General features: G+C 38.3%; 15 protein-coding genes and 1 pseudogene. 6 read left to right on the top strand and 10 right to left on the bottom strand.

All coding sequences use genetic code 11. From position 1 onward, the window contains the following. Positions 1-248 precede the first annotated feature (248 nt). From acs to AC5NT5_RS12915, 3 genes are all read left to right on the top strand, one after another. A complete protein-coding gene (acs, locus tag AC5NT5_RS12925; RefSeq protein WP_024597311.1) occupies positions 249-2,189 on the top strand; it encodes an acetate--CoA ligase in 1,941 nt (646 codons plus the stop codon). A 104-nt stretch (positions 2,190-2,293) separates the two neighbouring features. Then, the gene (locus AC5NT5_RS12920; protein ID WP_494513992.1) at positions 2,294-2,965 is read left to right on the top strand and encodes a response regulator transcription factor; all 672 of its coding nucleotides are present in this window, start codon (positions 2,294-2,296) and stop codon (positions 2,963-2,965) included. 71 nt (positions 2,966-3,036) lie between these two features. Then, the gene (locus AC5NT5_RS12915; protein ID WP_058154177.1) at positions 3,037-4,005 is read left to right on the top strand and encodes an IS30 family transposase; all 969 of its coding nucleotides are present in this window, start codon (positions 3,037-3,039) and stop codon (positions 4,003-4,005) included. 138 nt (positions 4,006-4,143) lie between these two features. On the opposite strand, the gene purU is transcribed toward AC5NT5_RS12915, so the two are convergent. Both purU and AC5NT5_RS12905 read right to left on the bottom strand, forming a co-directional pair. Further along, complete coding sequence (purU, locus tag AC5NT5_RS12910; RefSeq protein ID WP_024597310.1) at positions 4,144-4,974, bottom strand: formyltetrahydrofolate deformylase; 831 nt, start codon at positions 4,972-4,974, stop codon at positions 4,144-4,146. A gap of 205 nt (positions 4,975-5,179) precedes the next feature. Further along, positions 5,180-7,066, bottom strand: coding sequence for a hypothetical protein (locus tag AC5NT5_RS12905; RefSeq protein WP_182720474.1), 1,887 nt, complete (start codon positions 7,064-7,066; stop codon positions 5,180-5,182). Positions 7,067-7,378: 312 nt separating this feature from the next. Between AC5NT5_RS12905 and AC5NT5_RS12900 the strand changes: the two genes are divergently transcribed. The 3 genes from AC5NT5_RS12900 (at position 7,379) to AC5NT5_RS12890 (ending at position 10,905) form a co-directional block, all read left to right on the top strand. Next, positions 7,379-8,356, top strand: coding sequence for a DNA topoisomerase IB (locus tag AC5NT5_RS12900; protein ID WP_024591490.1), 978 nt, complete (start codon positions 7,379-7,381; stop codon positions 8,354-8,356). A 210-nt stretch (positions 8,357-8,566) separates the two neighbouring features. After that, a complete protein-coding gene (locus AC5NT5_RS12895) occupies positions 8,567-9,892 on the top strand; it encodes a L,D-transpeptidase family protein (protein ID WP_182735935.1) in 1,326 nt (441 codons plus the stop codon). Between the two features lie 11 nt (positions 9,893-9,903). Further along, positions 9,904-10,905 (top strand): D-Ala-D-Ala carboxypeptidase family metallohydrolase, encoded by a 1,002-nt coding sequence (locus AC5NT5_RS12890; protein ID WP_494513993.1) that lies wholly within the window; start codon positions 9,904-9,906, stop codon positions 10,903-10,905. Between the two features lie 270 nt (positions 10,906-11,175). Here AC5NT5_RS12890 and pelG read toward each other — a convergent pair whose 3' ends face one another. The 8 genes and pseudogenes from pelG to AC5NT5_RS12850 form a co-directional block, all read right to left on the bottom strand. Then, a complete protein-coding gene (gene pelG / locus AC5NT5_RS12885; protein ID WP_182755305.1) occupies positions 11,176-12,540 on the bottom strand; it encodes an exopolysaccharide Pel transporter PelG in 1,365 nt (454 codons plus the stop codon). Next, positions 12,528-14,045 (bottom strand): GT4 family glycosyltransferase PelF, encoded by a 1,518-nt coding sequence (pelF, locus tag AC5NT5_RS12880; protein ID WP_494513994.1) that lies wholly within the window; start codon positions 14,043-14,045, stop codon positions 12,528-12,530. Before pelF ends, pelG begins: the two co-directional genes overlap by 13 nt. Beyond that, positions 14,038-15,021, bottom strand: a complete 984-nt coding sequence (locus AC5NT5_RS12875) for a hypothetical protein (protein WP_024597303.1) — start codon at positions 15,019-15,021, stop codon at positions 14,038-14,040. The genes pelF and AC5NT5_RS12875 overlap by 8 nt, the downstream gene beginning before the upstream one ends. After that, entirely contained in the window at positions 15,018-16,316 is a 1,299-nt protein-coding gene (locus AC5NT5_RS12870; RefSeq protein ID WP_182712257.1) for a PelD GGDEF domain-containing protein, read from the bottom strand. The genes AC5NT5_RS12875 and AC5NT5_RS12870 overlap by 4 nt, the downstream gene beginning before the upstream one ends. Next, positions 16,313-16,828, bottom strand: coding sequence for a protein PelC (locus AC5NT5_RS12865; RefSeq protein ID WP_076925174.1), 516 nt, complete (start codon positions 16,826-16,828; stop codon positions 16,313-16,315). The genes AC5NT5_RS12870 and AC5NT5_RS12865 overlap by 4 nt, the downstream gene beginning before the upstream one ends. Before the next feature lie 14 nt (positions 16,829-16,842). Then, positions 16,843-20,123: pseudogene (locus tag AC5NT5_RS12860) on the bottom strand (tetratricopeptide repeat protein). Next, positions 20,123-22,831, bottom strand: coding sequence for a bifunctional glycoside hydrolase/polysaccharide deacetylase family protein (locus tag AC5NT5_RS12855; protein WP_182725100.1), 2,709 nt, complete (start codon positions 22,829-22,831; stop codon positions 20,123-20,125). Before AC5NT5_RS12855 ends, AC5NT5_RS12860 begins: the two are co-directional and overlap by 1 nt. Before the next feature lie 305 nt (positions 22,832-23,136). After that, entirely contained in the window at positions 23,137-25,842 is a 2,706-nt protein-coding gene (locus AC5NT5_RS12850) for a bifunctional glycoside hydrolase/polysaccharide deacetylase family protein (RefSeq protein WP_182725099.1), read from the bottom strand. Positions 25,843-25,941: the final 99 nt, after the last annotated feature.

The following is a 25,941-nucleotide window of genomic DNA, read 5'->3' as shown; positions in this document are numbered from 1 at the left end:
TTTGAATATGTGCAATATTTACTCAATTACCTATTGGTCTATAAGACTAAGGTTTTAGAGTTGATTAGTTTGCATTTACTTACATTTAACGCGTTGTATTATTTATGTAAAAAAATTGAAAGCAGGTGGATTATAAACTACGAATGAGTAAATTGGAGTAGAGTACAACTAAGGTCTAATACTTAATAAAGTACTGCTGAGTAATCCTTGATAAAAGCTTAAGGCAAGTAATTTAAATGGAGACGAAGATGTCACAAAGTATCTATCCAGTTCCTGCGCATATTAAAGATGCGACTCTCATTGATAAAAATAAATATAATACGCTTTATAAGCAATCTATTGATGACCCTGAAAGTTTTTGGCGTGAGCATGGCAAACGCCTCGATTGGTCTACTCCTTACACTAAAGTTAAAAACACCTCTTTTGATAAAGGCCACATCAGTATTAAATGGTATGAAGATGGCTATTTAAATGCGTCTTACAACTGTATTGACCGCCACTTAAAAACGAAAGCAGACAAAATTGCGCTTATTTGGGAAGGAGATGATCCTTCTCAAAGTGAGAACATTACTTATCAAAAACTTCATGACGAAGTGGCTAAATTTGCCAATGGTTTAAAAAAACTGGGTGTACAAAAAGGTGACCGCGTAGCTATTTATATGCCAATGACCCCACAAGCGGTGTATGCAATGCAAGCTTGTGCACGTATTGGTGCTATTCATTCTGTTGTATTTGGTGGTTTTTCACCATCGGCTATTGCTGATCGTATTAGAGATTCTGGTGCTAAGGTTGTTATTACTTCTGATGAGGGACGCAGAGCAGGAAATTGTGTTCCATTAAAAGCAAATGTAGATGAAGCGGTAGCGCAAGAAACTGTAACCACAATTGAACACGTTATTGTGCACCAATTAACAGGCGGTGAAGTTGATTGGAATGAGCACGATATATGGTGGCACGAGCTAGTTGCTGACTTACCAGCACAGTGTGAGCCAGAGCCAATGAATGCTGAAGATCCTTTGTTTATATTGTATACATCAGGTTCTACTGGTCAGCCTAAAGGTGTTGTACATACTACAGGTGGCTACTTAGTTTACTCATCAATGACACATGAATACGTATTTGATTTAAAAGAAGATGATGTGTATTGGTGTAGTGCCGATGTAGGTTGGATCACAGGCCACAGTTACATTGCGTACGGGCCATTAGTAAACGGTTGTACTCAGGTTTTATTTGAAGGAGTCCCCACTTATCCAACTGCAGGGCGTATGGGCGAAGTAGTTGATAAACACGGTGTTACTATTTTATATACCGCCCCTACAGCAATTAGAGCACTAATGGCTAAAGGTGATGAGCCTACAGCTTCGTCACATCGCGATAGTTTACGTATTTTAGGTTCAGTAGGTGAGCCAATAAATCCAGAAGCGTGGACATGGTATTACGAGAGTATTGGTAAATCTAATTGCCCGATTGTTGATACATGGTGGCAAACAGAAACCGGTGGCATTATGATCACACCACTTCCGGGTGCTACTGATACAAAACCAGGTTCTGCAACACATCCATTTTTTGGTATTGCGCCTGCATTATTTGATGCTGAAGGTAATACACTCGAAGGTGCCGTAGATGGTAATTTAGTTATTTTAGATAGTTGGCCATCGCAAGCTCGAACTGTTTATGGCGACCATGAACGTTTTGAACAAACTTATTTTAGCGCCTACCCAGGAGTTTACTTTACAGGCGATGGTTGTCGTCGTGATGAAGATGGTTATTACTGGATCACAGGTCGTGTGGACGATGTACTTAATGTGTCTGGGCACCGCCTTGGTACTGCCGAAATTGAAAGTGCGTTAGTTGCGCATGAAGCGGTAGCAGAAGCTGCTGTTGTAGGTTACCCGCATGATATTAAAGGCCAAGGTATTTATGTTTACATTACGCCTAACGAAGGTGTAACTGTAAGCGATGAATTAACTAAAGAGGTACGTAATTGGGTTCGTAAAGAGCTCAGCCCAATTGCATCTCCAGATATGATTCAATGGTCACCGGGTTTGCCAAAAACACGTTCAGGCAAGATTATGCGTCGTATTTTACGTAAAATCGCTGCAAATGAGCACCAACAACTCGGTGATACGTCAACGCTTGCCGATCCTTCAGTTGTCGATGAACTAATCGAGAACAGATTAAATCGTTAAATGTGCGTTAAAAACTTGATTACAAGTTGATTCTAAACGTAGTATATCGGCTGTCAGTAAAGGTTTTAAACCTAACTGGCAGCCGAATTTATTAGGAGTGAACCATGAGTCAGTTTTTAATAGCGGACGATCATCCGTTATTTCGTGAAGCACTAAAGGGCGCACTGAGCGCAAAATTTGAGGGTTTAGAGGTTTTTGAATCATCCGATTTTGACAGCACACTGCAAGTGTTAAGCGAGCAAGAGGATCTTGATATATTACTGCTAGACCTTCACATGCCAGGTAATGGTGATTTATATGGTCTTATTCGTATTAGAGAAGAATACCCAAGCTTACCTATTGCCGTTGTTTCGGGTAGTGAAGACGTGAATATCGTTTCTAAAGTAATGGGTTACGGCGCTATGGGTTTTATTCCTAAATCATCATCGTCTGATGATATTGCCAGTGCAATTAACCAAATACTTGAAGGCGATACATGGCTACCAAAAGAGCTAAAAAACAAAGTAGCTGAAATTGAAGGTGAAGATAGAGAAATAGCAGCGCAAGTTGCCTCATTAACGCCTCAACAATACCGAGTGCTGCAATATCTGCACGAAGGTTTACTTAATAAGCAAATTGCTTATGAACTACACATATCAGAAGCGACAGTAAAAGCACACATTACAGCCATATTTAGAAAACTCGGTGTGTACAATCGTACCCAAGCCGTTTTAATTGCCGCTAAATTAAAGCTCGAACCAATAGAGCAGGCCTGGATTCAAATTGTAAGTGCATAACTTGTTTTGGGTAGATTAAGTGGTCAGTTGCTCATAAGCTAACTACTTTTTCTCCGGCAAGAGATTTTACAATGAGACATTACAAACAACTGACCTATGCGCAAAGATGCCAGATCGCCGTTCTAAAGAAAAGTGGTTTTACGCAACAAAGTATTGCTGAGCTAACTAATTTATCGCAATCTACGATTTCAAGAGAGCTTTCTAGAAATACAGGTAAGCGAGGTTACAGACACAAACAAGCTCATGAGCGGGCTTTGTTTCGCCGAAGAAGTGTAAGAAAACCGCTTAAGATGACACCTGAAATGATGGCTTTAATTACCCAGAAGCTTAATGAGAAGTGGAGCCCTGAACAAATAACGGGATGGTTGCGTAAAGAAAGTGAACGGTCTGTCAGCCATGAATGCATTTATCTGTATATCTGGGAAGATAAAAAAGCAGGTGGTGAGTTATACCTACATCTGCGCCGACACGGTAAGAAATATCACAAGCGCAGTCATGGTAAAACAAACCGAGGGCAAATAAAAAATCGCGTTAGCATTGAAGAACGCCCACAAATAGTTGATGAGAAAGGTCGTATCGGAGATTGGGAAATAGATACCGTCATAGGTAAAGGTCATCGAGGCGCCCTTGTTACCATTGTAGAGCGGGTCACCCAATTCACTGTATCAACGCAGGTGGCAGGCAAAACAGCACAAGCCGTCACTGCGGCGACGATAGAACTATTAAGGCCATATAGGTCAGCGCTTCATACCATCACGGCTGACAATGGAAAAGAGTTCGCTTATCACGAGCAAATCACAGAGGCTTTAAGTGTTCCTGTTTATTTTGCTCACCCTTATCACTCATGGGAGCGCGGATTGAATGAAAACACGAATGGATTACTACGCCAGTATTGGCCGAAGAGCACAGATTTTAAGGCGGTAACACCAGCGCAAGTTATACCAGTACTTGAGCAACTTAATAATCGTCCGAGGAAGACACTTGGATTTGAAACGCCTGCAAAATTGATGCAGGATCACTTGGCGGCTAAAGCCGCCTAAACGTTATGCACTTCAGATTTGAATCCGCGAGGCATAATTTACATTTAAAAAGTTATTAGCTTATTTATGAGCAAAAAAATGCCAGCAACAATGCTGGCATTTTTTCATATGTAGAATAATTAAGCAGTTGGATTAATGCTAAGAAAACACCACGGTTTTATTACCATTAATAAATAGCTTATGCTCTGAGGCAAGTTGAAGTGCTTTACAAAACACAGTCTTTTCAACATCTTTGCCCATTTTAGCCATCATTTCGGCGGTATTAGCATGTGTAACGCTGGTTACATCTTGCAAAATAATAGGCCCTTCATCAAGCTCATTATTAACAAAGTGAGCGGTAGCACCAATAATTTTTACACCGCGCTCAAATGCTTGATGATAAGGTTTAGCCCCTATAAATGCTGGCAAAAATGAGTGATGAATATTAATTATTTTACCTTCAAATCGACCCACAAATTCAGGACTTAAAATACGCATGTATTTAGCAAGACCAATAATGTCAGGATTGTAACTGGCAATTAAATCGCCTACCTTTTTATCATGTTCGCTACGGGTTAACCCTTCGTGCGATACAACATGAAATGGCACACCAAACCCTTTAGCTAGCGGCTCTAAATCAGCATAGTTAGCAATTACAGCGAGTACTTCAATATTAAGAGTTTGTTCAAATTGCTTTAACAGCATACCACCTAAACAATGAGCTTCTTTAGTTGCCAGTAAAACTACTTTAGTTTTTGCGCCGCAATGTAGCGCAAGTTTAGCGCCTTGTGGCAACAGTGCGCGTAATTGATCTAAAAAGTCGCTTTGTGGCTCACCTGTAAGCTCTGTACGCATAAAAAACCGCTGCGCGTCTTTATCTACAAATTCGTTGTTACGCGTAATGTTTAAATTATTTTTATGGCAAAGCCCTGTAATTTTAGCTATTAAGCCTACATCATCAGCACATTGGGTGGTTAGTATATAGCTCATTGTCCTCATTCTTACCCTGTAATTAATCCTTTCATTATTTGTGTTTTGGCACATAAAGCAAGGGCTTTGTGAACTAATGCAATATTAATCATGTTGTTGAGTGCAAAAGAGGTAATAAAGTTAAAAAGTATTGAATAGAGGTTAAAAAAATGCCACCTAAGTTAACAAGGTGGCATTAATAAAAGTTATCTAGGTTTGAGGTTAATTAACCCTTGGGCTCGGGAGATAAGTTTTCTTCTTGTCTTAAATACCCGGCAGCTTCTTCATCATCTTTCGCTATTGCTTGCTGAGTAGGTATAGCGCGCGTTTGTTGGTTTAGTTGATGTATTTGTGACGCATTACCTAAATCACGCTCACTGGTGATTGAGGCGATAGATTCGCGGTCTTTTAAGAATGAAATAACGTCTTTTTTGATTGCTTGTAATTGTCCTTCGTCTTTATGCATTTCCATAATGTGGCGAGGATGTTCAAGGTTTTTCATACCTGTTGCAGCAAACGTAGTAGAGATAACACGAGAAACAATAATCCAAGGCGTTATGCTACTGCGTACTAAAGTATTTTCTGAGCGGGTGCTATCGTGAATACCAGTACCTGTTGATATTTTAGACTCAGTAAAAGTGCCTTCACATTTAAAGTACACAAGCAGTGACTCAAATTGCATTTCTGCAAAAAATAGATGCGCTGTGTTTGCAAGTAACTGCGCAAATGCTTTAATAAGTACGCCTATTAGCAATAAGTGAAAGCTTGTCATTAATAGCTCACTAAATTGAATGACATGTTGGTTATTAAATGCCTGTTTAAAACTATTAATATTTGCCGCATCAATGTAATGGTAAATATTAATAAACGAATACGCTAAAAGTACAGTAAATGCTAACGCTACAATATAAAGTAAGTTACCGCTCACCAAAGCAAGTAATCTCGCGAGTGTAAAGTTTTTACCTAAGTCCATTGAGTGCAGTTTAGGCTGAATCTCTTGGATCATTTCACCTTTAAAACCGCCTTTACCTTCTATTTGTTCTTGAAGCTTAGGGTCTAATTCTCTGTAAACTCTGTTAGGTACTTCTTTATAACGGCGATTAGCCATTACTAGGTTATCGAGGTTTATGAAAATCTCGTCTGGATGAACAGACTCTTGCCAGTTTTCACGTAGTTCAGATACTTCAGCTGAAGGGGTAACTGAATTTAAACGCGCTTTAATCATGATAAAAGCAAGCGCACAGCTTAGAGTTGCTAATATAATAATTGCAATTAAGTATATTCCAGCATGAAGACTAGGCAGTTGCTCAAGCCAGCTATCTATTTCTTGTTTACTAATGTGCTGCTCTTTCATCAACCATGACATAGAAAGACCAATAGCGATGGGTAAAATAAAAGATAAAGAAATAATTTTAGCAAGCGCACCAGTACCAAGTGCTTCAATATTCTTTTCTGCATTTCGAGAGATAGGTTTACCTGTAGATCGCCAAGAAAAAAGCACGTAAAACATTAATATTGCACTATAAACAGGAAATGCTAATTCCCCAGCTTCACCGGTAAAGCCCGACAAAGATACAAATGCAACAAGGCCATAAGCAATAAGGGCGACAAAGGTGCTTACCCATGAGCCAAATAATCGCTGGGCAACATTTCGAATAGGATATGGTAGAAACAATAACTTAGGGATTAAGCTGTGAAGTAAGCGTGATAAAAAACCATTAGGCTCTTTAAATGTACTGTTTTTACGACCAACCAGCATTTCTTCAAGTGATTGCGCTGTGTAGGCTACTTCTTTTTGTTCTTCTTGAGCGGTTGATGCTTGCGATTTACTGTAGTTATAAGCAAGTGAAGTTGGGTGGTTTCTACCTACAAAGTATTTAAGTGTTGCGTAAATACCTGCCGATAGTGAGCGAATGCCGAATGCTAAAATAAGCATGCCAAACACCATTAAAATCCAACCCGCGGTTGTATCTTCTTTCACAGAGCCCGCAGCAATAACAAGTAAACTAATACCTGCTATAGACTCAATGAGTCCTCTTAATGCTGTTACTTTACCTTCCAGTTTGAAGGGGTTTTTTAGTCCAAGATCAATCGATCCATAATCAAAAGCCATTGAATTCTCCATTTAAACAGCACCCCAACTGCGGGGGACAAAGTGTAATTAATCTGAACTTAGGATAATAAATCTATCTTAAGTAGCTTTTTTTTAGCGCTAAGTGCATTGAGTTTAATCGTAATAGACTTGTTGCTGGCGCGTAAGTTCGACCTACTTTTACGAAAACCTAAATAGAATTATTAATATATATTAAGTATTTATAATTGTTGTTGGTTTTTTATTATATATCAATAATCTTGTTCAGTTTAAGGTTATTTTAAAGTGATACATTTATATTCCGACGCATGTTTAAATATAACTGGAGGGTTAATGAAGCTAATTTATGTAGACGATAATTTACCAGGGATCACTCGTAAACTTAAACATAAAAGTTGGCTTTACTTTGATCCAATCGGTAAGCAAATAAAAGAGCAAAATGTGATTGATCGTTTGAATGGATTGGCATTTCCGCCTGCCTATAAAAACGCCTGGTTTTGCCCAGAAGAAAACGGGCATATTTTAGCGACAGGATTTGATAGTAAGGGGCGAAAGCAATACCGCTACCATCCTGAATTTAGGGCGCAGCAAGAAGCAAAAAAATACCAAGCATGTGGAGTATTTGGTAATAAACTCCCTTTGTTAAGAGCGCGTTTAGAAACAGACTTACAAGGCGATGAGCTTAATATTGAACGCACTTTAGCAGCAGTTGTAAGACTTATGGATTTAGGTGCGCTGAGGGTAGGTAACGAGCGTAACGTAAAGCAAAATAAAAGTTTTGGTGCGACAACATTACGAACACGTCATGCAAAACTCACGGGCAAAAATATTCAACTAAAATATCGTGCCAAATCAGGTAAGGAACGTGAAGTAAATATAACCGACAGGGTGCTTAGTCATGTTATAAAAGACTTACAAGATTTACCCGGGCAGCATTTATTTCAGTATATAAATGAAGGTGAGCGCACAAATGTTACATCAAGTGAAATAAATCAATACATTCAGCAAATAATGGGCGAGGAGTTTAGTGCAAAACACTTTAGAACTTGGCGAGCAAGCGTTATTGCATTCAAACAATTAGCTAAAGCTAAAGGGGCGCTTACTTTAAAAAGCATGCTTGATAGCGTATCTGAGCAACTTGGTAATACTCCAGCTATAGCACGCAAATCTTATGTGCATCCCGATTTAATTACCCTGTGTAAAGAAGATGAAGATACTCAAACTGCGTGGAGAGAGTCCCTTTCATTACCACGAAAAACAAAGTACTTGAGTCGTTATGAACGTGGTTTTTTAGCTTTTTTAAAAGATTAATTGCCATAGCAACTTTACACACTTGAGCATATTAATTACATATTCTCTAATTTAATTTATTAACGTTTAGAATAAGGGTTTTTAAAAAGTCATTAAATTTCAATTGTTTATTTTGAAACTTTAATTTGGCATTACCGTTGCACCTCCAGTGTACTACTTAGTGGTAAGTACATAAGCATTTATCAACGATATTTAGCGAGGAGGTACACAGTGAAGGGGTCATTTTCAAATCAAGCGCTTACTAAAGCAAAGGGTTTTACTTTAAAAACTGCATTGTTTATTGGCATGAGCGGCTTATGCTCTGCACCAACACTCGCTGCCAATGAGCTTGAAAGTGTGGTACTCGCTAACTCTTCACTAACTACTTACAACTCACAAAAGTACGTGCAAGCTGATGACACCTACTACTTTGACCAATATTCAGCGCAGTTAATTGAACGTACAGAAAAAGCCATTAATTGGTATCAAGAAATAGTTAACAAAGGTGGTTTTACACACTTATATAACGATGAATTGCTTGAACTAGGCAGTAATAATAAACAGGTGAGCTTACTTGCACAGCGTTTATATCAAGAGCGTGACTTAAAAACTAATGTGTGCGACGAAGTTATATGCACGTTTGATAAAGGTATAGAGCAAGCTGTTAAGCAATTTCAAAGCCGCCATGGTTTAAAAGTTGATGGCCGAGTGGGTAAGCGTACTTTTGCATCGCTTAATGTGCCCGCACAACAAAAACTCGATAAATTAAAACTTAACTTTTATAGAATAACTAACTTTGCAGGCGCAAGTGATGAGCAATATGTGTATGTAAATATTCCTGAATACAGCTTAAGATTTGTAAAAGCTGGCGATGTGAAATTGAAAAATAACGTAATTGTAGGTAAACCAAGTTGGGAAACACCTGCATTTAGCGACGAAATAGAAAAGTTTGTAGTTAATCCTGAATGGCGTATACCCACCTCAATTGCCACCAAAGAAATTGCTCCAAAGGTAGCCGAGGATCCTGACTACCTTGTAAAAAATAATATTGAAATTAGAAAAAACAGCTACCTAGACTCACAAACTGTTAATCCAAGCAATATTGATTGGGATTCTATTAAGCCGTACCAATTTGATCACTTTTTAGTAAAACGTGCTGGTGAAGAAAACCCCCTAGGGGAAGTTAAGTATTTATTCCCCAATGCCGAAGCAATTTATGTTCACGATACACCAGCAAAGCACCGTTTTAGCCAAGCAAACCGAGCCTTATCGCATGGCTGTATAAGAATAGAAAAGCCTTTTTCGTTAGCGCGTGAAATTATTAAGCACGAAGGAGAAGTGCAAACACTCAATAATATGGACAGCGCACTTGCTCAAAATAGTACTCAGACGTTTTATTTAGATGAGCCTCTTCCTATTCATTTAGTTTATTGGACTGCATGGGTTGACGAAAATAAGCTGGTTAACTTTAGAGATGACATATATCAACGCGATAAAAAAGCACTATTAAAAAATGATGAACAGTCGGTGATTGCCGCTTTATTAAAAAATAAATAATGAGAGGGTTTATGCAATTTATTCATTATATTTCTATCGCCATATTTACAATTATATTTAGCAATAGTGTATTTGCTGCCGCGCCTACAAAGCCTGCGCATCAGGTAGTTGATATAAAAAACAAAGCCAACTTTGAAGATGCAGAATTTAGCCTAAAAATTAACGATATAGTTATGCCATATTCGGTGTTTTCAGTATTTGTAATGCCCAAAGAGCAAGTTGAGTTTGAAGTGCTTTTTGCGCAATCAAAAAATGCTTACACGCTAATTAACACTCAGGGGAAATCTAAGCTTACAGACACCAACCGCTGGCAATGGCAAGCACCCAAAGAGCCCGGTTTAACAACGGTAATTATTGAGTCGCCCGATAAAAAACAGCGTATGAAAATCAACGTATTTGTAAAAGTACCGGCAGACAATGTTGAAGGAGGAAAGCTCAAGTATTACCACATTGGGCACTATCCTAAACCTTCACAGATTAAAGACGCTTCACACTACATAGTGCCCGATGGCTTTGTGAAGGTAACGCCTGAAAATGAAAACGTAAAAATATCACCTCACTTTTCACTAAAAGAATTTGTTAGTAAGCAGCGAAGTAATCACCCAAAGTATTTATTTTTACAAAATAAGTTGTTACTTAAACTAGAAAAAATACGCAAAGAACTGATTTTAGAAGGTATACCGGTTAGTAATATGGTGGTTATGAGCGGTTATAGAACTCCGTACTACAACAAATCAATTGGCAATGTAAAACTTAGCCGACATGTATTTGGTGATGCTGCCGATATTTTTATAGATAACGATGGCAACTACCGTATGGATGATATTAATAATGACGGTAAGCATTCAATTGGTGACGCTGAAGCGATCGCCGATATAGTGGAGTCGTTAGCTAGACGTGAATCATTTAAAGGTTTACTAGGTGGTTTAGGTATTTATGGGCCTAAGTCGCACAGAGGCGCATTTATACATGTTGATACGCGTGGCTTTAAAGCGCGATGGGTGAGTGAGTAATGGCAACGGCTACCGCATTTAGCATAAAGCTAAACTAGCTAAGTCTAATTGTACAAAAGATTAGCTAAGCCAAGGTAGCTTGGTTTTTATAAGTCCTTTGTTTTATAACCATTTTATACCTTTACTGAGCTAGTCTTTTTTGCTTTAAACTGAGGCGCTTATATGAGCTATAAAAATGGTGTGTATCAGCCGCTTTCCAATAATTAATTATTTTAATTTTGTACAAAAAGCTTTAAATATAAAGGCTGCATAAGCAGCCTTTATATTATGCTATTGCAGCATAAACGTTTCGTATTCTAAATCTTCAAATTGTTTAGAAAGCCAAAATAACCCAACAACAGAGGTAACAATAGTTGAGAGAGCAAAGCCGTAACCATAAAATTGCGGCCCAAAAGCGATCGATAGCAAAGTTAAAACAACGTTTATTACCAAAAATAGCCCCGCTAAAAATAGGACGGTTGAGCGTTTATCTAAATAAAACAAAATATTTAAAATAGACAAAAATATAACTTGTACACCCACACCAACTACATCAATAAATAAAAGTGTTTTATAGTTTGGATCAATACCAATAAAGGTAAGTATTTGCTCGCCCCATAATAATAAGCAGGCAACCGTAATACCTTGAATTTTAAATATATCGTATAAACCGGCACGTGCAGTTTGGATCATATTGTCTTTTAAATAGTAAATCTCTTCTAACGATGAACCCTCTCGAATAGCTGTGTAAAAACGGTCGTATTCTTCTACAAAGTCGGTTTCCATTTTTACTAAAAATACTGCCATACCGGGAATAATAGACAAATAGGCTAAAAATATAGGTAAGTCGTAAATTGGGCTGGCTCGTAACGTGCCAATAATCTGAATTGATGTGCTTGGTGAATACCAAAAAATGATTTTATCAGCCCACACACCAATGTTATAAAACAGACCACAAAAGAATAGGCTGTAATACACTTTTTTATTGCTTAAAAAGTCAAAGCTTATAAGTTTTTCACCAGGGTAGCGGCGAATAATCATAAACAAAAAGCTAAAAAAGAGCAGAGCTTCGCCTGCAAAAAACGCAAAAAATAAGCCGTCTAACTGCCAGTCTCTTAATAAATATGCAAGCAATACCATAAAGGCGTAACCACTTAGCATAGTTATTAAAATTAACCGGTATTCTTTCATACCCGATAGAAAAATAGCGCCAAGCCACTGATTACATAAGCTTACAAAGGCACCTAAAATTATAATCTTAGTAACAACAGGTATAGGGAGCATAGGCCATACAGCCAAGCCTACCAATAGCGCGGCTATTGTTGTTATAAGTTGCGCACCAAGTAAATTAGGCAGTACCTTTGCCTCTTCTTTTTGAAAAAATAAATCGGCAATAAATCGAGTTAGTAATAACTGCAAACCACCCGTTAAAATAAGTGAGGCGGCCATCATGTAGGTAACAAGCGTTAAAAATTGAATAATAAGTACTTTAGGTAATACAATTCCTAAACTTAAAATACCAATAAGCATTAACGCTACAATAGAGAGCAGCCAAGGCCCTGAGCCTATTAAACCTGCGTAGCCGTATGCTTCAAAAACTGAGAGCAGGGTATTTTTTTTGAGAATTTTTCGTATCTCAAAACCTATTCCAGCCATGCTATTGTGTCCTTATAAAGTTTATCGTAACGGGCAAACATGTGGCTCTCGTCATAAAATTTTTGTACGCGGTCTAAACCACTTCTTTGATACTCAAGCCAAGCTTGCTCATTTGTTAGCATGTTTGATATTTGCTTTGCTGTTTCGCTCGGAGAAGCAATTGGGACAACTTCACCGGCTTTACCTAACGCTTTATCTTCATCGGTTCCGCCTTCGATTATTTCGCGGCACGAGCCAACATCACTAGCCAGTACAGGCACACCGGCCGCCATTGCTTCTAAAAGTACTAAAGGCTGCGCTTCGGAAATCGAGGTTAAAGCTACAATTCCGAGCTTAGGCAAAATTTTGGTAATATCTTGCATACCTAAAAACTTTACACTGCTTTGTAAATCAAGACTGCCTACAAGTAGTTCACACTCTTTGTAATATTGCGGGTCTTCTTCATAAGGGCCGATGATCCAGCCTTCTACTTCAGGCAGCATCGATTGTGCCTCTTTAATCGCACGTATAAAGGTTTTAATATCTTTTATAGGCACTACACGTCCAATTAATCCAACAACCGATGGTATCTGTTTTGGACGCTGCTTAAGCGCTTCAATAAAGCGCACTGTTTTAATTCCATTAGGTACAACAAATGCTTTTTCAGGCGCTGCACCATCCTTTATTTGGCGCTGCCTGTTACCGTCGTATAGCGAAATGACCTTATCTGCTTCTTGGTATGTTGTTCGGCCGATTTGCTCAAAAAAGCTGATCCACATACGGCGAATAAAGCCCATCTCGGTATTTAAGTTTTTACCTAGGCTTTGCTCAGACTCTTTAATCCAACTGGCTTGAATAAGATCTATTTTTCTCTCTTTGGTGTAAATACCATGTTCGGTCAACAAAAAGGGAGTATCGCTTATTGCACTGGCACCAGATCCTAAAATACCAGCATACCCGGTAGATATTGAGTGAATAAGTTTAACCTTTGGAAGTCCACGTGCAATTTCGGCTATTTTAAATAGCGGTTTATATAAATTGCGGTATGACCAAAAAAAGTCAATAAAAGAGGATTCATCACAAAAAGTTGAATAGTAATTGGTGAGTACTTGCCACGATGATTCACTATATAAAAAGTCGGCTTCGTTAATACCGTCTTTTTTAGCCAAAGTCTCAAATGCAAACTTTAATAACTCAGTTGGGATGGGCTCATCACAATCTCTAAAATAATTTTGTAGCTGCTGCCAAAAATCAAAGAGTTCTTTTTTATATTTAACGCCATGCTTGGCTTTTATTTCAGAAGTGTCATTTTCCACTAAATAATGTACATGCAGCTTTGTAACATTTTTAGGCAAAGTATATTGAATCTCGCCATAATGCTCTGGTGCTCCACCTATAAAAACAAGCTCAAAGTTATAATGAGGTAACCCTTCAATTATTTGATGAACCCAGCTAGATACGCCACCACGTACATAAGGGTAAGTGCCTTCTAAAAGCAGTAAAATGTCTGCATTTTTATTACTCATGCCAATACTCCTGCAAATGACGTAATTCACTGCCCTTAGGTTGTTCTGGGAGTTCTTTTAAGTAGCGTTTACAGTCGTCAAACTTGTTCATACAAAAGGCAACTTCGGCTTTATAAGGCAATACATGGCGCCTTGCCATACCAAACTCAGTTGCTTTAAGTAGATACTCATGGGCTATTTCGTATTTGTCTAAGGCTAAAGATATGCGCCCTAAAAATATAAAAGTTGCAGGTGTTTTTACGTGCTCAATACTTTGCAATGCAAGTGCTTCTGCTTTTTCTAAAACGTATTTACGCAGTGCGCCTTGGGCTAAGCCTAAATAGCTCAGTTCCCAATAAAGTTCGGCTAGCTGTTTTTGTAAATGACTCAATTTTGGCTGCTTAGTTGTAACTGCTATTTCTTGCTGATACAAACTGATTTTTTCGTTAAGTTTGGTTTCTTTACCATCAAGGGTTGAGTAGGCGAGTAGTCGAATATCATCTTCTAAATCTTTAAGTGCTAGCTTTAAAATAGGAATAGCTTGTGAGTCACTCATGTGACGAGCCGCCATTACAGCACTTAAACGCTTATTTGGCTCATTAGCGTGCTTCAAAATTGCTTTAAGTCCGCCAATTGAATAGGTTGGATTTGCTGATATTGCTCTGGCTTCAAAAGGAAGCTCAGGTATTTTATGCTCCTCTATTTCTATCTCGTCATTCTTGAGAGGTTTACAAAGAGCAAACGTAAGCGCTACTACAACACCTATAATTCCAAGTACTGGTAATGTAAACAATAATAAAAACATGAGTAGCAAAGAGCTATAAGGAGTCGTTTTGTATTTTTTAGGTATAAAAACATAACTAACAATAGCAAAAAAGATGCTAGCGATAGCATGCAATAATATAGCTAAAAACCAATCAGGTGTTTCCAGTACTTCTATTAGTGCAAAGTACTGACAAATACACCCTAATATAGCCGCTACAATAATTATAATCATGAAAGTGAAACCAATCTCTTTATGTCATCTGAGCTTATAGGTAGTGCAAGTTGCTGCTCAATAACAATATCAAGCTCAGCTAAAGTGCTACCAGTGCGCTCTTTACACCAAGTGTTCATTCGGGCGATAAACCCTGCTTTTTCAAGCTCATCAGCTAATGGCATTAATAGCAGTAATACCTGATTTTGATTATCGTACAAATAAATGTCTAAACCACGACGGGCTTCACTTAAATAACTCATAAGTTGAGTGGATTTATCAGTAATATTATTAGCTTTTATTTTTAGTAGCTGCGATGGAATGTTGTATCGTTTTGCTTCTTTATTCGCACGTTTAACTTGGCGAATAAAGTATGGATACTCTTCATAAGTCATTACTGGGTTTGTTATTTCATGGCGCAGTAGGTCGCCAATATGCCCAGCCATAACTGCAAGTAGTGTAAGAGTGGTATTTTTAAGCGCAAAAAATTGTATTCTTTCAACCAAAATAGCGCCGTAAATAGTATTGTTTACGTCGATAAGTGGGATTGCCATATGGTATTTACTTATACCCGATGATGCTTTTTCGTCTTTTACCGATACTAATTCTTTTTCTTCGATCATCGCTAATATAAGAGGATCGTTTTTAGCTATTTGACTCATCTTACCTATAGAGGCAAGTGGTGGTTCTAAAACACTGTCGTTTTCAACTTTATATAACCCCGCTCTTTCTAGCGAACCGTACTCAACAAACAAGTCGATTATTTTTTGTGCTGCGCTATCAAGTCTTCTTTCTTTTAATAGCCCGATAGAGGTTCTTACTGCTTGTAGTGATTCACGTAAACTTAACGTATGGCCAGCTAGCATTTGCTCAATTCTATCGTGAGATGAATTAATTAAATGATACTGACGAGTAAATGTTTCAAGACGATCTGTTACGTACTCAAGCTGAATACTTTGCTGTTGATTAGTACGCTCCCACACATCCCTAAATTCGCCTGTGATCATAATTACAATAATGTAGCCAATCATAGCGTTAATATTGAAGTCGCTTTGCGGTGATAAAATATTTGCTTGAAGTAAAAAAAGTTGGCCAACAAGCAAACATAAAATACTAATAAAGCCTTTTGAAAAGCCATAGCGTAAAGAAACTAAAAGTGGGCCAAGTACAGGCCACGAAAACCCTCCCTCAGTCCAAAATGGGTCCTGTGCGTTAAATAATACAGGCAGCCCTAAAGCAAGCGCGGTAAATATAAATACCTCAGCCCATATTTGTAGCTCAGGAACGTCTCTTGGTCTAAGGAAATGTGTTTTCACTCACTAACCTCTATATAAGAAATTAAATCGGCAATCACATCTTGTGCTGTTGCTGCAATGCTATCGCGGCCCCAACCACTTTTAGCAATAGTACCGGTCCAAATCGGTGTTGTTTGTCCAGTTACAGTGAGTGATAATGTAAGTGCAACAACGGGTTCGCCATCAAGGCCAGCTTTGTAGCGCCACTCTTCAATACTGCCTGTTAATACATAGTCAGCTTGTTGAGTGTTTAACCACTGCATAGCATTGTCTAAGCGGTATTGATCGTCCAGTGGTGGAAGCTCTTTGGTGTTAACGCGAGGTGCACGTATAAGAGTTGGTAATTTATTTTGTTGCCAAATACTGGCTAAAATATCTTCAGCACGCTCACCTGCAAGCGGTGTTTGAGCATGATTAACAAGTGGCATTAATGCCACTGTTTTTAAAGGGCTAAGCTCTACATCATCAGCAACTCTGCTGGTGGTACATGCTGATAATAGTAATACCAAACACGGTATAATTAAACGAAACATACTCTCTCCTAACATTAAAAATGTACGTAATAACCTAATTGTAATTGTGTATCTGAGTTACCCACTTTATTACTACTTTGGTAACCCAGCTGTAATTTAAATAAATCATCGCCTAGTACAGACCAACCTGCGCCACTTGAAACTGATACATCTACTGTATCGTTAAGTGTTTGATAGCCAGTACTTATATCGAATAGCCATGAAGGGTTTGCGCCTAAATAAGGCGGCTCTAACGAACCCGTTGAGGCAAATGAGGTACCTAGTGCAAAGCGCCTAAATGGTTGAAGGTCAACTCTTAGAGGTCTTGTGTCTGTATTTATTAATGCATTTACACGTTCAAAGTCTTGCCATTGTGCACTAAAATAAGCGTTCCAAATTGGGCGGTCTTTTAAAATGCTGTATTGGTAACGAGCATTATATTCTTGGCCGTTTATTAGTGAGCTGCCATCGTCTCTTCGAGAAAAAGACATCGCTGCTGCTGATAGTTGTACGTTTTGTCTACCATCAATGTTGTAGTTAACATAAGCCGTGGCTTTATCTAGTTGAGCATAACTAAGTAGCGCTTCTGATTGGCGGTTTTCAACATTATATTCAAGCTTTAAACCTATCTGTGTACGCGAATCCCATTGATAACGAGAGTCTAAGCTAAGACCTTGGCGGCTAACTAAGCTGCCTTGGTGAGAATCTATTTTTGCATCAAAATACCAACGACCAAATGTCATTTTATCTTCTATCGCAAACAGTAATCCGTTGTTATCAAGATTTTGCTGATTACTTAAACTTAATTTCCACTGCCCATTAGCATAAGGAAAATAAACGTTTACATCGTACTGGCTACTGTTTAAACCAGCCTCTGGCGATAGGTTAATTTCAAGCGCCCTAAAGTAGGATGCACGTGCATTTCTAAGTAAGCTCAATTGTGATTCGTCAAGCTCACCAGTCAGTTCTTCATACCAACGCTGCATTGTTGCGTATGGCTGCTTTAGATAGAGTAGGGCGTTTAGTTCATCTAATTTGCTTAGTGAGCCTTCGGCTAATAGTTGTTTCGCTTTATTAAATTCGCCGTTGGTCATATAAAGTTGTAGTTTTTGCCATGGCTCTAATTTTTGTGCAGCCCTGCGCGCTAACCACCAGTTTGTTTGGGGCTCACCAATAGTGTCGGGGGCAAGTTCTTCCATTGTGTTTAATTGCATTAAATGAGGAACAGCCATCGCGCCCGCCCAGCGGAACATTAAGCCTCTGTATGCATATTTATCTTTAGGTAAGTGTTGCAGTAAATAGTGATTAAGTTCAGCAGCATTTGCATAATAACCAAGTTGCTTCATTACATCGGCTAAGTTAACCAGTGTTGTTAAATCGCTTGGATCTGCAATGGCTAATTTACGCAAATAAAAGTAAGCACTGTTATATGACTTTTCGTGAATAGATAAGCTTGCTAATAGCTGGGTCCACGCATAGGAAGGGTCGCTTTGAGAATAGCGAGCTAAAATGCGGCTGATCATCACGGTGTCGTGCATTTGCAGCGCTAACCAACCTTGTGCCAGCACAACATCAGAGTCATATTCACTTAATTTAGCGGCGCGGTTTAAAGTTGTATAAGCTGAATTTAAATCACTTTGGTTTTGATACCAATTTGAAAGAATTAACCAAGCAGGGTAGAGAGCTTTATTGTAGCGCTGCTTATCAAGTTCAGCATGAATACGTGCAACTGATTTAGCATCATTTACTTGTGTGCTTAATAATGCAATTTGAATCAATTGACGGTCAGTTTGCGACTCACTTTTCCATAAATAATCAAGAAGCTCCTGAGGCCGACCTTCAAAGCGCAGTTGTTGGTAGTGCAGCATGTCGCCTACGCTCAAAGGACTTATTTTTTGTAACTTTTCTAATGCATATAGCTCATGAGCTTTGTCCTTAACTCGCATTGCCATGTCAACATTGGCGCTCCAAAACTCATCGTCAGAACTTTCATGTTTTTTTTTAGTACTTGCAGAGCTGTAGAAAAGTCATCTTCTAGCCAAAATGCGCGGGCAATCCAAAGTAAATCTTCTTCATTTTTAGGCCCTTTATATGTAGGCCACAAAGCTCTTAATGCTTTTAAATTACCAGTATCGTGAAGTACTTTTGCTTTCCAATATTGTGATAATGCACTTTTACCATTTATTTGCTCAAAGCGTTCAATATTATTTAATTCTTGCTTTGTGTTACCAATAAATTCGTTAGCTTGCATCCAATTAGCAAAGCCATTACCTTTTAGATTTCTATTTTGGGCTTTATATTCGTATATATCATTAGCGTCTTGGTATAAATATAAAGCGGTGGCATCGTTAATACTATCGGTAAGCATCGCAGGAGTTACAGCTTTGTTAGACATTAGCCATTTAAACTCTCGAAGTGCTTCTTTAGGCTTGTTTTGCCAGCGCTTTATCTTCCAATTTAATAAATGTAGCTCTTTGTCAGCTGGGCTTTGTAGTAATAGCTTTGCAAGTAATTGCTCAGCTCCTTTTGCATTTGCATTTGCTAAACGCAGGTGCATTGCTTGTGTTAAGTACTCGCTGTTATTTGGATAGGTCTTTAATAAACTTTCAATGGCTTGAGCCGCATCTTCTGTATTGCCTGCTAAGTTAGCCAAATAAAGTGTGCGTTTAATATTGGCTTGGTCGCCATAGGTTTTCCACCATGCATAAGCTTGTATCGGGTTATTTGCACCAAGTGCAGTTTCAATCGCTTTAGCTGCAATATCAGCATTTATATTTGTTTTATAAATAGCGAATGCTTTGTCTGGTTCGCCTGCGCTTAACCAGTAATCGGCTGCAAGGAGAGGCTGTTTATTTTTTTGATAGTACTGAGCAACTTTTGCATTTAACCCAACTGCTTTTGCAATAGTTAATATTTGTTCGTTCCAGTTTTTATGAGCACCAATTTTTAAAGATAACTCTTCAAAGCGGTCGTCAACTTTAGCACCGCTTGCTAGCCATAATGAGTAGAGCAGCTTTATTTCAAGTGTTGCTTTGCGCTCGCCTCTAGGTAGCTTTTCAAGCTCGTTAGTAGCTTGTGAATACTCACTAAGCCCTATATGTAGCTCAACTAATTTTGCGCGTAGCTTTTCGTTGTCGGGCTCTGTATTGAGCGCTGCATTAAGGTAAGACTTCTCAAAGGTATAGTCTTGTGAAAGTGCATCATCTTCAAAAAATAAGGTATGTGGAAATAATGCATAAAGTGCAAAACAACTTACGGCTAATATCGCTAATATTGTTTTTACTGAAATTAACTGAGGGCGCTTTTTAGCATTCATTATAGTGCGGCTCCGTCGCAGTTAAGGTAACCATAAAAATCACCTGCAGGTATTTTGAAATGTGTTAATTTACCTCGGTTAATACCTTTGAAGCGCTCACCCAAATTAGATACAAATTCGCAAGAGCGTGCATTAATTAAATCAAGCGAAGCAGGTACCCACGCTTTAAAGCTAACAGGCCCGTTAACTTGCCAGCTATTAACAACCACATTTGCAGATGCTAAATAAGGTTTTTTACTATTTTGGCTATGATCAAAGCTAAGGCGAGCTATGTTATTTATAATATGTATGTAGTCACCTTTTTCAGTTACACCAGATACACCTTCACTTTGAGCTATGTTTGGCACATCAAAATCGGTAGGTATTCGCAAAGTATGAATGTACTTTGAGCTAAATAACCATTCATTATTACTGTTTTTTGCAAGTGCAGAAAAGTAAAAATCCTTTGCTACTTTTGCATAGTGGCTTAAATGCACAGGTGTATTTGGTCTTGCTAAAACATAATCTATGTTGTGTTTAAGAGCGTCTAGTCCCGCAAGAACTTCACCTGAATAAAAGTGATAATAAATAGTGTAAGGTTTTAACCTATATGGCTTTTCTGTAATTTCGAATGTTTCGGTTAAGCGTCTAAAGCCATAATAAGGGCCATGCCATAAGTTAGTGTAAACATTTTCATTTAATATGGGGGCATAAATTTGATACAGCAAATCTCTTTCAGGGCGGCCAATAGGTGATATATGTGTAAGGCTAGGGTTATCGGAATTTACATCAGTGTTGCCGCCATTTATGTTTAGCACACCAGCATCACGAGCCAGTTCAAGCGCTTTAGGACCAGGAGTTGCATCGCCTGACCATAACATCATCACTGTTTTTTTATTTTTAGGTGTGAGTTTTTCATCAATATATTTTATCGAATCTGTAATTTCTTTTTTAAGGCTGATGGTGTTGTAGCCAGGTACATCTAGATGAAAACCGTAATCAGTGTCGTCTTCATCTATTTTTTTTCGCCCAGATAGAGCAGTCCAAAAATAGGGGTGGCTATAGGTGTGTGAAGCAACTTCTACGTAAGGCAGCTTAAAAATACTACGCGCAATGTCTTCGAGTTTGGCACTTTGTTTAGAGTGAATACCGCCTTCTTCAATGTCAGCTTGGATCACTGAGGACGTTAACGGTAGTTTGTAGTGTTTAATTATTTCATCTCGAATTACTTCTGCTGAATAAGGCCTACCCGCATAGTGGGCAACACTTGTAAATCCATCTCCATCTATATGCAGCGTAAGCATTCGCCTGCCGCTTTCGGTGGTTGTATCTGGCACTAATATAGGTGGTAGTTCCATAGCCTGAGTTAGTAGTGTACGTGGATCAATAACCCATTTGCTGCCTTCCATCGGAAATGTATCAATTAGCCAAGGAGCAACCACGACTGCACCATATTTAGTTTTAGCCGCTTGTACAATTATCGTGTTATCAGCTGATTTTATTGTAATTAAAGGAGTCGCATTAGTTGCTAATTTTAGTAAATATGGTTTAACGATAGGGGGAGGTGTTGTGGATTCTCCTTTGAGCCAAGGTGCAAAGCTATCTTGTTTATATGGACCTTCAGGTAGTGTGTTTAACGACTCAATACCCATGTTAAATAGTAATTTAGTAGACTGTGGTAACTCGCCTAAAATAAGTTCTGGCACAACACCTAAATTAGCTTCAAGCCAATTGGTAAGTGTTGGGGTGTAAAATGCGTCGCTTGAGGTCCACGAAATAATACCGGCATGTAAGCTAGGGTCAACCAAAGGTAAGTCGCGTTTTGCCATATCTATGTAATCAGGTATGTACCCCAAATACTCAATCATGGTCGCAAGCTTTAAGTGTACGGTAGTGTATATGAGTGGTTTTACGTTACTGTTATAAGGGATTAAAATGCGCCTAGGGATCGGCGTAATTGATGATGTGCCCCACGTTTGCAAGTGACCGTCGGTCACCCACGGATTGAAACCTGCGTCTATAATATTTTGTGCCATAGTAAGGCGATTACCGGGCTTTGCATAATCAATAACTTGGACGTTGAGGCCTAAACTTTGTGCTGTTTTTAATTGTGCGCTTAGCCAATCTTGGTCGTTTTTGTTGGTCACTTTATAGCTATTGTCGGTTGGATTGAAGTGGCTATACAAACCCTCAGCAACTAAGTCACTTGCTAAATTAGCGAGTTTAGGCAATAACTCAAATCCCCGATTGAGGATAAGGTGCTTATCAAAAGTCTCAGATAGTGAGCTTATTATGGTGACTAACCCAGCTTGTTGATCGGGTTTACTGTGTGTAGCATCTAATAGCTGATAGCTATCTAGGGTATCTAAAAATAAGCCGCTAAAGCCGCGTGCTTTTAATGCCGCAGCGCTACTTTTAATATGTTGTTGCCAATGTGCTGATGCTAAATCGGCAATATGGCTATTCCAGTTAGGGTTAACTGCGAGTGAAGACTTACTTTCAATAAACGACTCACCAACACTTAAATAAGCATAGACAGCAATATTACGCTGTTTAAACCAATTAAGTTCGTGCTCAGTCACAAGATCAGGCTGGACTACAACGCGAGAATAAAAGGTCATTTCGGCTAATGGCATCGGCGCTGAGTAGTAAAATGCAATACTATTATTCACAGGCTTTGCAAATACTTGACTAGAAATTAAAAGCACTAGGTATAAAAAATATTTCATTAGTAATTCATTTCAATTAATTTATAACTGTGGCTCAAAGTAATGCGGTCCAATTTATCTAGCTATTTGGTATTAGTAATATAGGGTTATTATATGTTAATGGAAGATTAATTTCTACATGTTAATTCAACCATATACTCAAGGGGTATAATAACATGCTGGTTTGATTAACTCACCACAATAAAACCCATTGGTTTGCCACTCGAGTTATTAAGAGCAACCTACAAACCTATACTTAGAAAAACGATAAAAGAATGTATCAATATGTTACTTACAATAAGAGCTTAGTTTTTTATTACTCACCATCAAGCAGCTCTTTTACATTTTAAGTAACCGTAGAATTGACCTTTTGGCAGACTAAACTGTGTGATATCAGCATTTGATTTACCTTTAAAGCGCTTTCCATCATTAGAAACAAACTCACAAGAACGCCCATTAACTAAATCAATTTTAGCAGGCACCCAGGCTTTAAAACTGACAGCTCCATTCACTTGCCAATTATCCATGGAGACATTAGCTGAAGCTAAATACGGTACATTGTTTTCTTGGCTGTGATCAAAGCTAAGCTTTGCTAAATCATCAGTTATATGAATGTAATTACCCTTTTGAGTGACGCCGGATATTCCTGAACTTTGAGCTACATTAGGAACATCAAAATCATTGGGAATACGTAATGTTCGAATACTTTGAGAGCTAAAAACCCATTCGTTATTGCTGTTTTTAGCAAGAGCTGAAAAATAAAAGTCTTTAGCTATTTTTGCATACTGGCTTAAATGTACTGGCGTATTCGGTCTTGCAAGTACGTAGTCTATATTATATTTCAGGGCATCAAGTCCAGCAGGTAGTTCACCAGAATAAAAATGAAAGTAAATACTATAGGGTTTTAATCTGTATGGTTTTTCTGTAATTTCAAATGTTTCGATTAGGCGCTTAAAACCATAATAAGGCCCATGCCACAAGTTGGTGTATACGTTCTCGTTAATAATGGGTGCATAAATTTGGTATAACAAGTCACCTTCAGGTCGTCCAATTGGCGATACATTTGTAAGAGTTGGGTTATCAGCTTTTACTGAAGTATTACCACCATTCACGTTGAGCACGCCAGCTTTTCTTGCTATGGCTAAAGCCTTTGGTCCTGGAACCGCATCGCCTGACCATAGAATTAATACTGTTTTTTTATTCTTTGGCGTCAGTCGTTCATTAATATATTGAATTGACCCTGAAATTTCTTTTTCTAAATCGACAGAGAGATACCCAGGAATATTTAAATTAAGTCCGTATTTCGTATCATCTTCATCTATGTTTTGTATCCCTGATAGCACTTTCCAAAAGTAAGGGTGGCTATATGTGTGCGATGCAACCTCTACATAAGGTAGTTCAAATATATCTCTTGCAACTTGCTCAAGTTCTTTACTTTGTTTTGAATGTAAGCCGTTAGGCTCTATGTCTGCTTGTATTATGGAGGAGGTTAATGGCAATTTGTACCTTTTTATTACCTCATCGCGAATTACTTCTGAGTTGTATGGCTTACCTTTGAAGTGCGCAATGCTACTAAATCCATCGCCATCTATATGCAAAGTTAACATACGCCTTCCGCTTAGAGTCGTTGTATCAGGAGCTAATATTGTGGGTAAATTTAGTACTTTTGTTAACAAGTTCTTAGGGTCTATCACCCATTTACTGCCTTCCAGTGGTAAATTATCAATTAGCCAAGGGGCTACTATTATGCCACCTAGTTTAGTCTTACTTCCTTGCGCTAGGATTTTACCATTTGCTGAACTAATGCTAATTAACGCTGTGGCGTCTGAGGTTAACTTAAGGGAATTTGGTCTGATAATTACAGGTGCTTTTGTAGTTTCACCTTTTAGCCAATCGGCAAAGTATTTAACTTCATAAGGGCCAGCTTGCGCAACATTTATATTTTCTACGCCTAAACTAGCTAGTAATTTATTTGATTGAGGTAATTCCCCTAATATTAGTTCCGGTACTATTTCTAAACCTTCTTCTAGCCATTTAATAATCTCAGTACTATAAAATATATTACTAGTAGTCCAAGAAATAATGCCGGCATGTAAACTCGGATCTATTCTAGGTAAGCTTTCTTTAGCTACATCTACATAATCAGGAATATACCCTAAGTATTCTATGATTGTAGCAAGCTTTGAATGAACAGATTTTTTAACTAATGGTGAAATATCGCTATTATAAGGAATTAATATTCGCCTAGGCACCGGTTTTATTGATGATGTACCCCATGTTTGCAAGTGGCCATCTGTCACCCATGGATTAAAACCTGCGTCTATAATCTTTTGTGCCATAGCGAGGCGGTTATCGGGCTTTGCATAATCAATAATTTGGACGTTGAGGCCTAAGTTTTGTGCTTTTTTTAATTGTGCGCTTAGCCAATTTTGGTCGTTTTTGTTAGTCAGTGTATAGCTATTGTCGTTAGGGTTGAAGTGGCTATACAAACCTTCCGCCACTAAGTCGTTGGCTAAATTAGCGAGTTTAGGCAATAGCTCAAAGCCCCGGTTGAGGATAAGGTGCTTATCAAAAGTCTCAGAGAGTGAACTTATTATGGTGACTAATCCAGCTTGTTGTTCGGGTTTACTGTGCTTGTCATCTAAAAGTTGATAGCTGTCTAGAGTATCTAAAAATAAGCCGCTAAAACCACGTGCTTTTAATGTCTCAGCGCTCCTTTGAATATGTTGTTGCCAATGTGCTGATGCTAAATCGGCAATATGACTATCCCAGTTGGGGTTTATACTAAGTGATGACTTATTTTTATTAAAGGACTCGCCAACACTTAAATAAGCATAAACAGCAATATTACGTTGTTTAAACCAATTAAGTTCGTGCTCAGTGACGTGTTCGGGCTGAACTACAACGCGTGAATAAAAGGTCATTTCGGCTAGAGGCATAGGGTATGAATAGTAAAATGCAATACTATTATTTACAGGCTTTGCAAATACTTGACTAGAGATTAAAAGCACAAGATATAAAATATATTTCATTAGTAATTCATTTTTATTAATTCATAACAGTGGCTCAAAACAATATGTTTCAATCTATCTGGTTATTTGGTACTAGGAAGATAGGGTTGTTATATGTTA

The sequence above is a fragment of the Pseudoalteromonas sp. J2K-J599 genome, from assembly GCF_059295115.2.
This window is presented reverse-complemented; position numbering and strand designations above follow the sequence as displayed.

Coding starts and splice junctions, on each gene's coding strand:
- purU (WP_024597310.1), bottom strand. CDS start 4,974: ATGAGCTATATACTAACCACCCAATGTGCTGATGATGTAGGCTTAATA.
- acs (WP_024597311.1), top strand. CDS start 249: ATGTCACAAAGTATCTATCCAGTTCCTGCGCATATTAAAGATGCGACT.
- AC5NT5_RS12920 (WP_494513992.1), top strand. CDS start 2,294: ATGAGTCAGTTTTTAATAGCGGACGATCATCCGTTATTTCGTGAAGCA.
- AC5NT5_RS12905 (WP_182720474.1), bottom strand. CDS start 7,066: ATGGCTTTTGATTATGGATCGATTGATCTTGGACTAAAAAACCCCTTC.
- pelG (WP_182755305.1), bottom strand. CDS start 12,540: ATGGCTGGAATAGGTTTTGAGATACGAAAAATTCTCAAAAAAAATACC.
- AC5NT5_RS12890 (WP_494513993.1), top strand. CDS start 9,904: ATGCAATTTATTCATTATATTTCTATCGCCATATTTACAATTATATTT.
- AC5NT5_RS12875 (WP_024597303.1), bottom strand. CDS start 15,021: ATGATTATAATTATTGTAGCGGCTATATTAGGGTGTATTTGTCAGTAC.
- AC5NT5_RS12915 (WP_058154177.1), top strand. CDS start 3,037: ATGAGACATTACAAACAACTGACCTATGCGCAAAGATGCCAGATCGCC.
- AC5NT5_RS12855 (WP_182725100.1), bottom strand. CDS start 22,831: ATGAAATATTTTTTATACCTAGTGCTTTTAATTTCTAGTCAAGTATTT.
- AC5NT5_RS12900 (WP_024591490.1), top strand. CDS start 7,379: ATGAAGCTAATTTATGTAGACGATAATTTACCAGGGATCACTCGTAAA.
- AC5NT5_RS12865 (WP_076925174.1), bottom strand. CDS start 16,828: ATGTTTCGTTTAATTATACCGTGTTTGGTATTACTATTATCAGCATGT.
- pelF (WP_494513994.1), bottom strand. CDS start 14,045: ATGAGTAATAAAAATGCAGACATTTTACTGCTTTTAGAAGGCACTTAC.
- AC5NT5_RS12850 (WP_182725099.1), bottom strand. CDS start 25,842: ATGAAATATATTTTATATCTTGTGCTTTTAATCTCTAGTCAAGTATTT.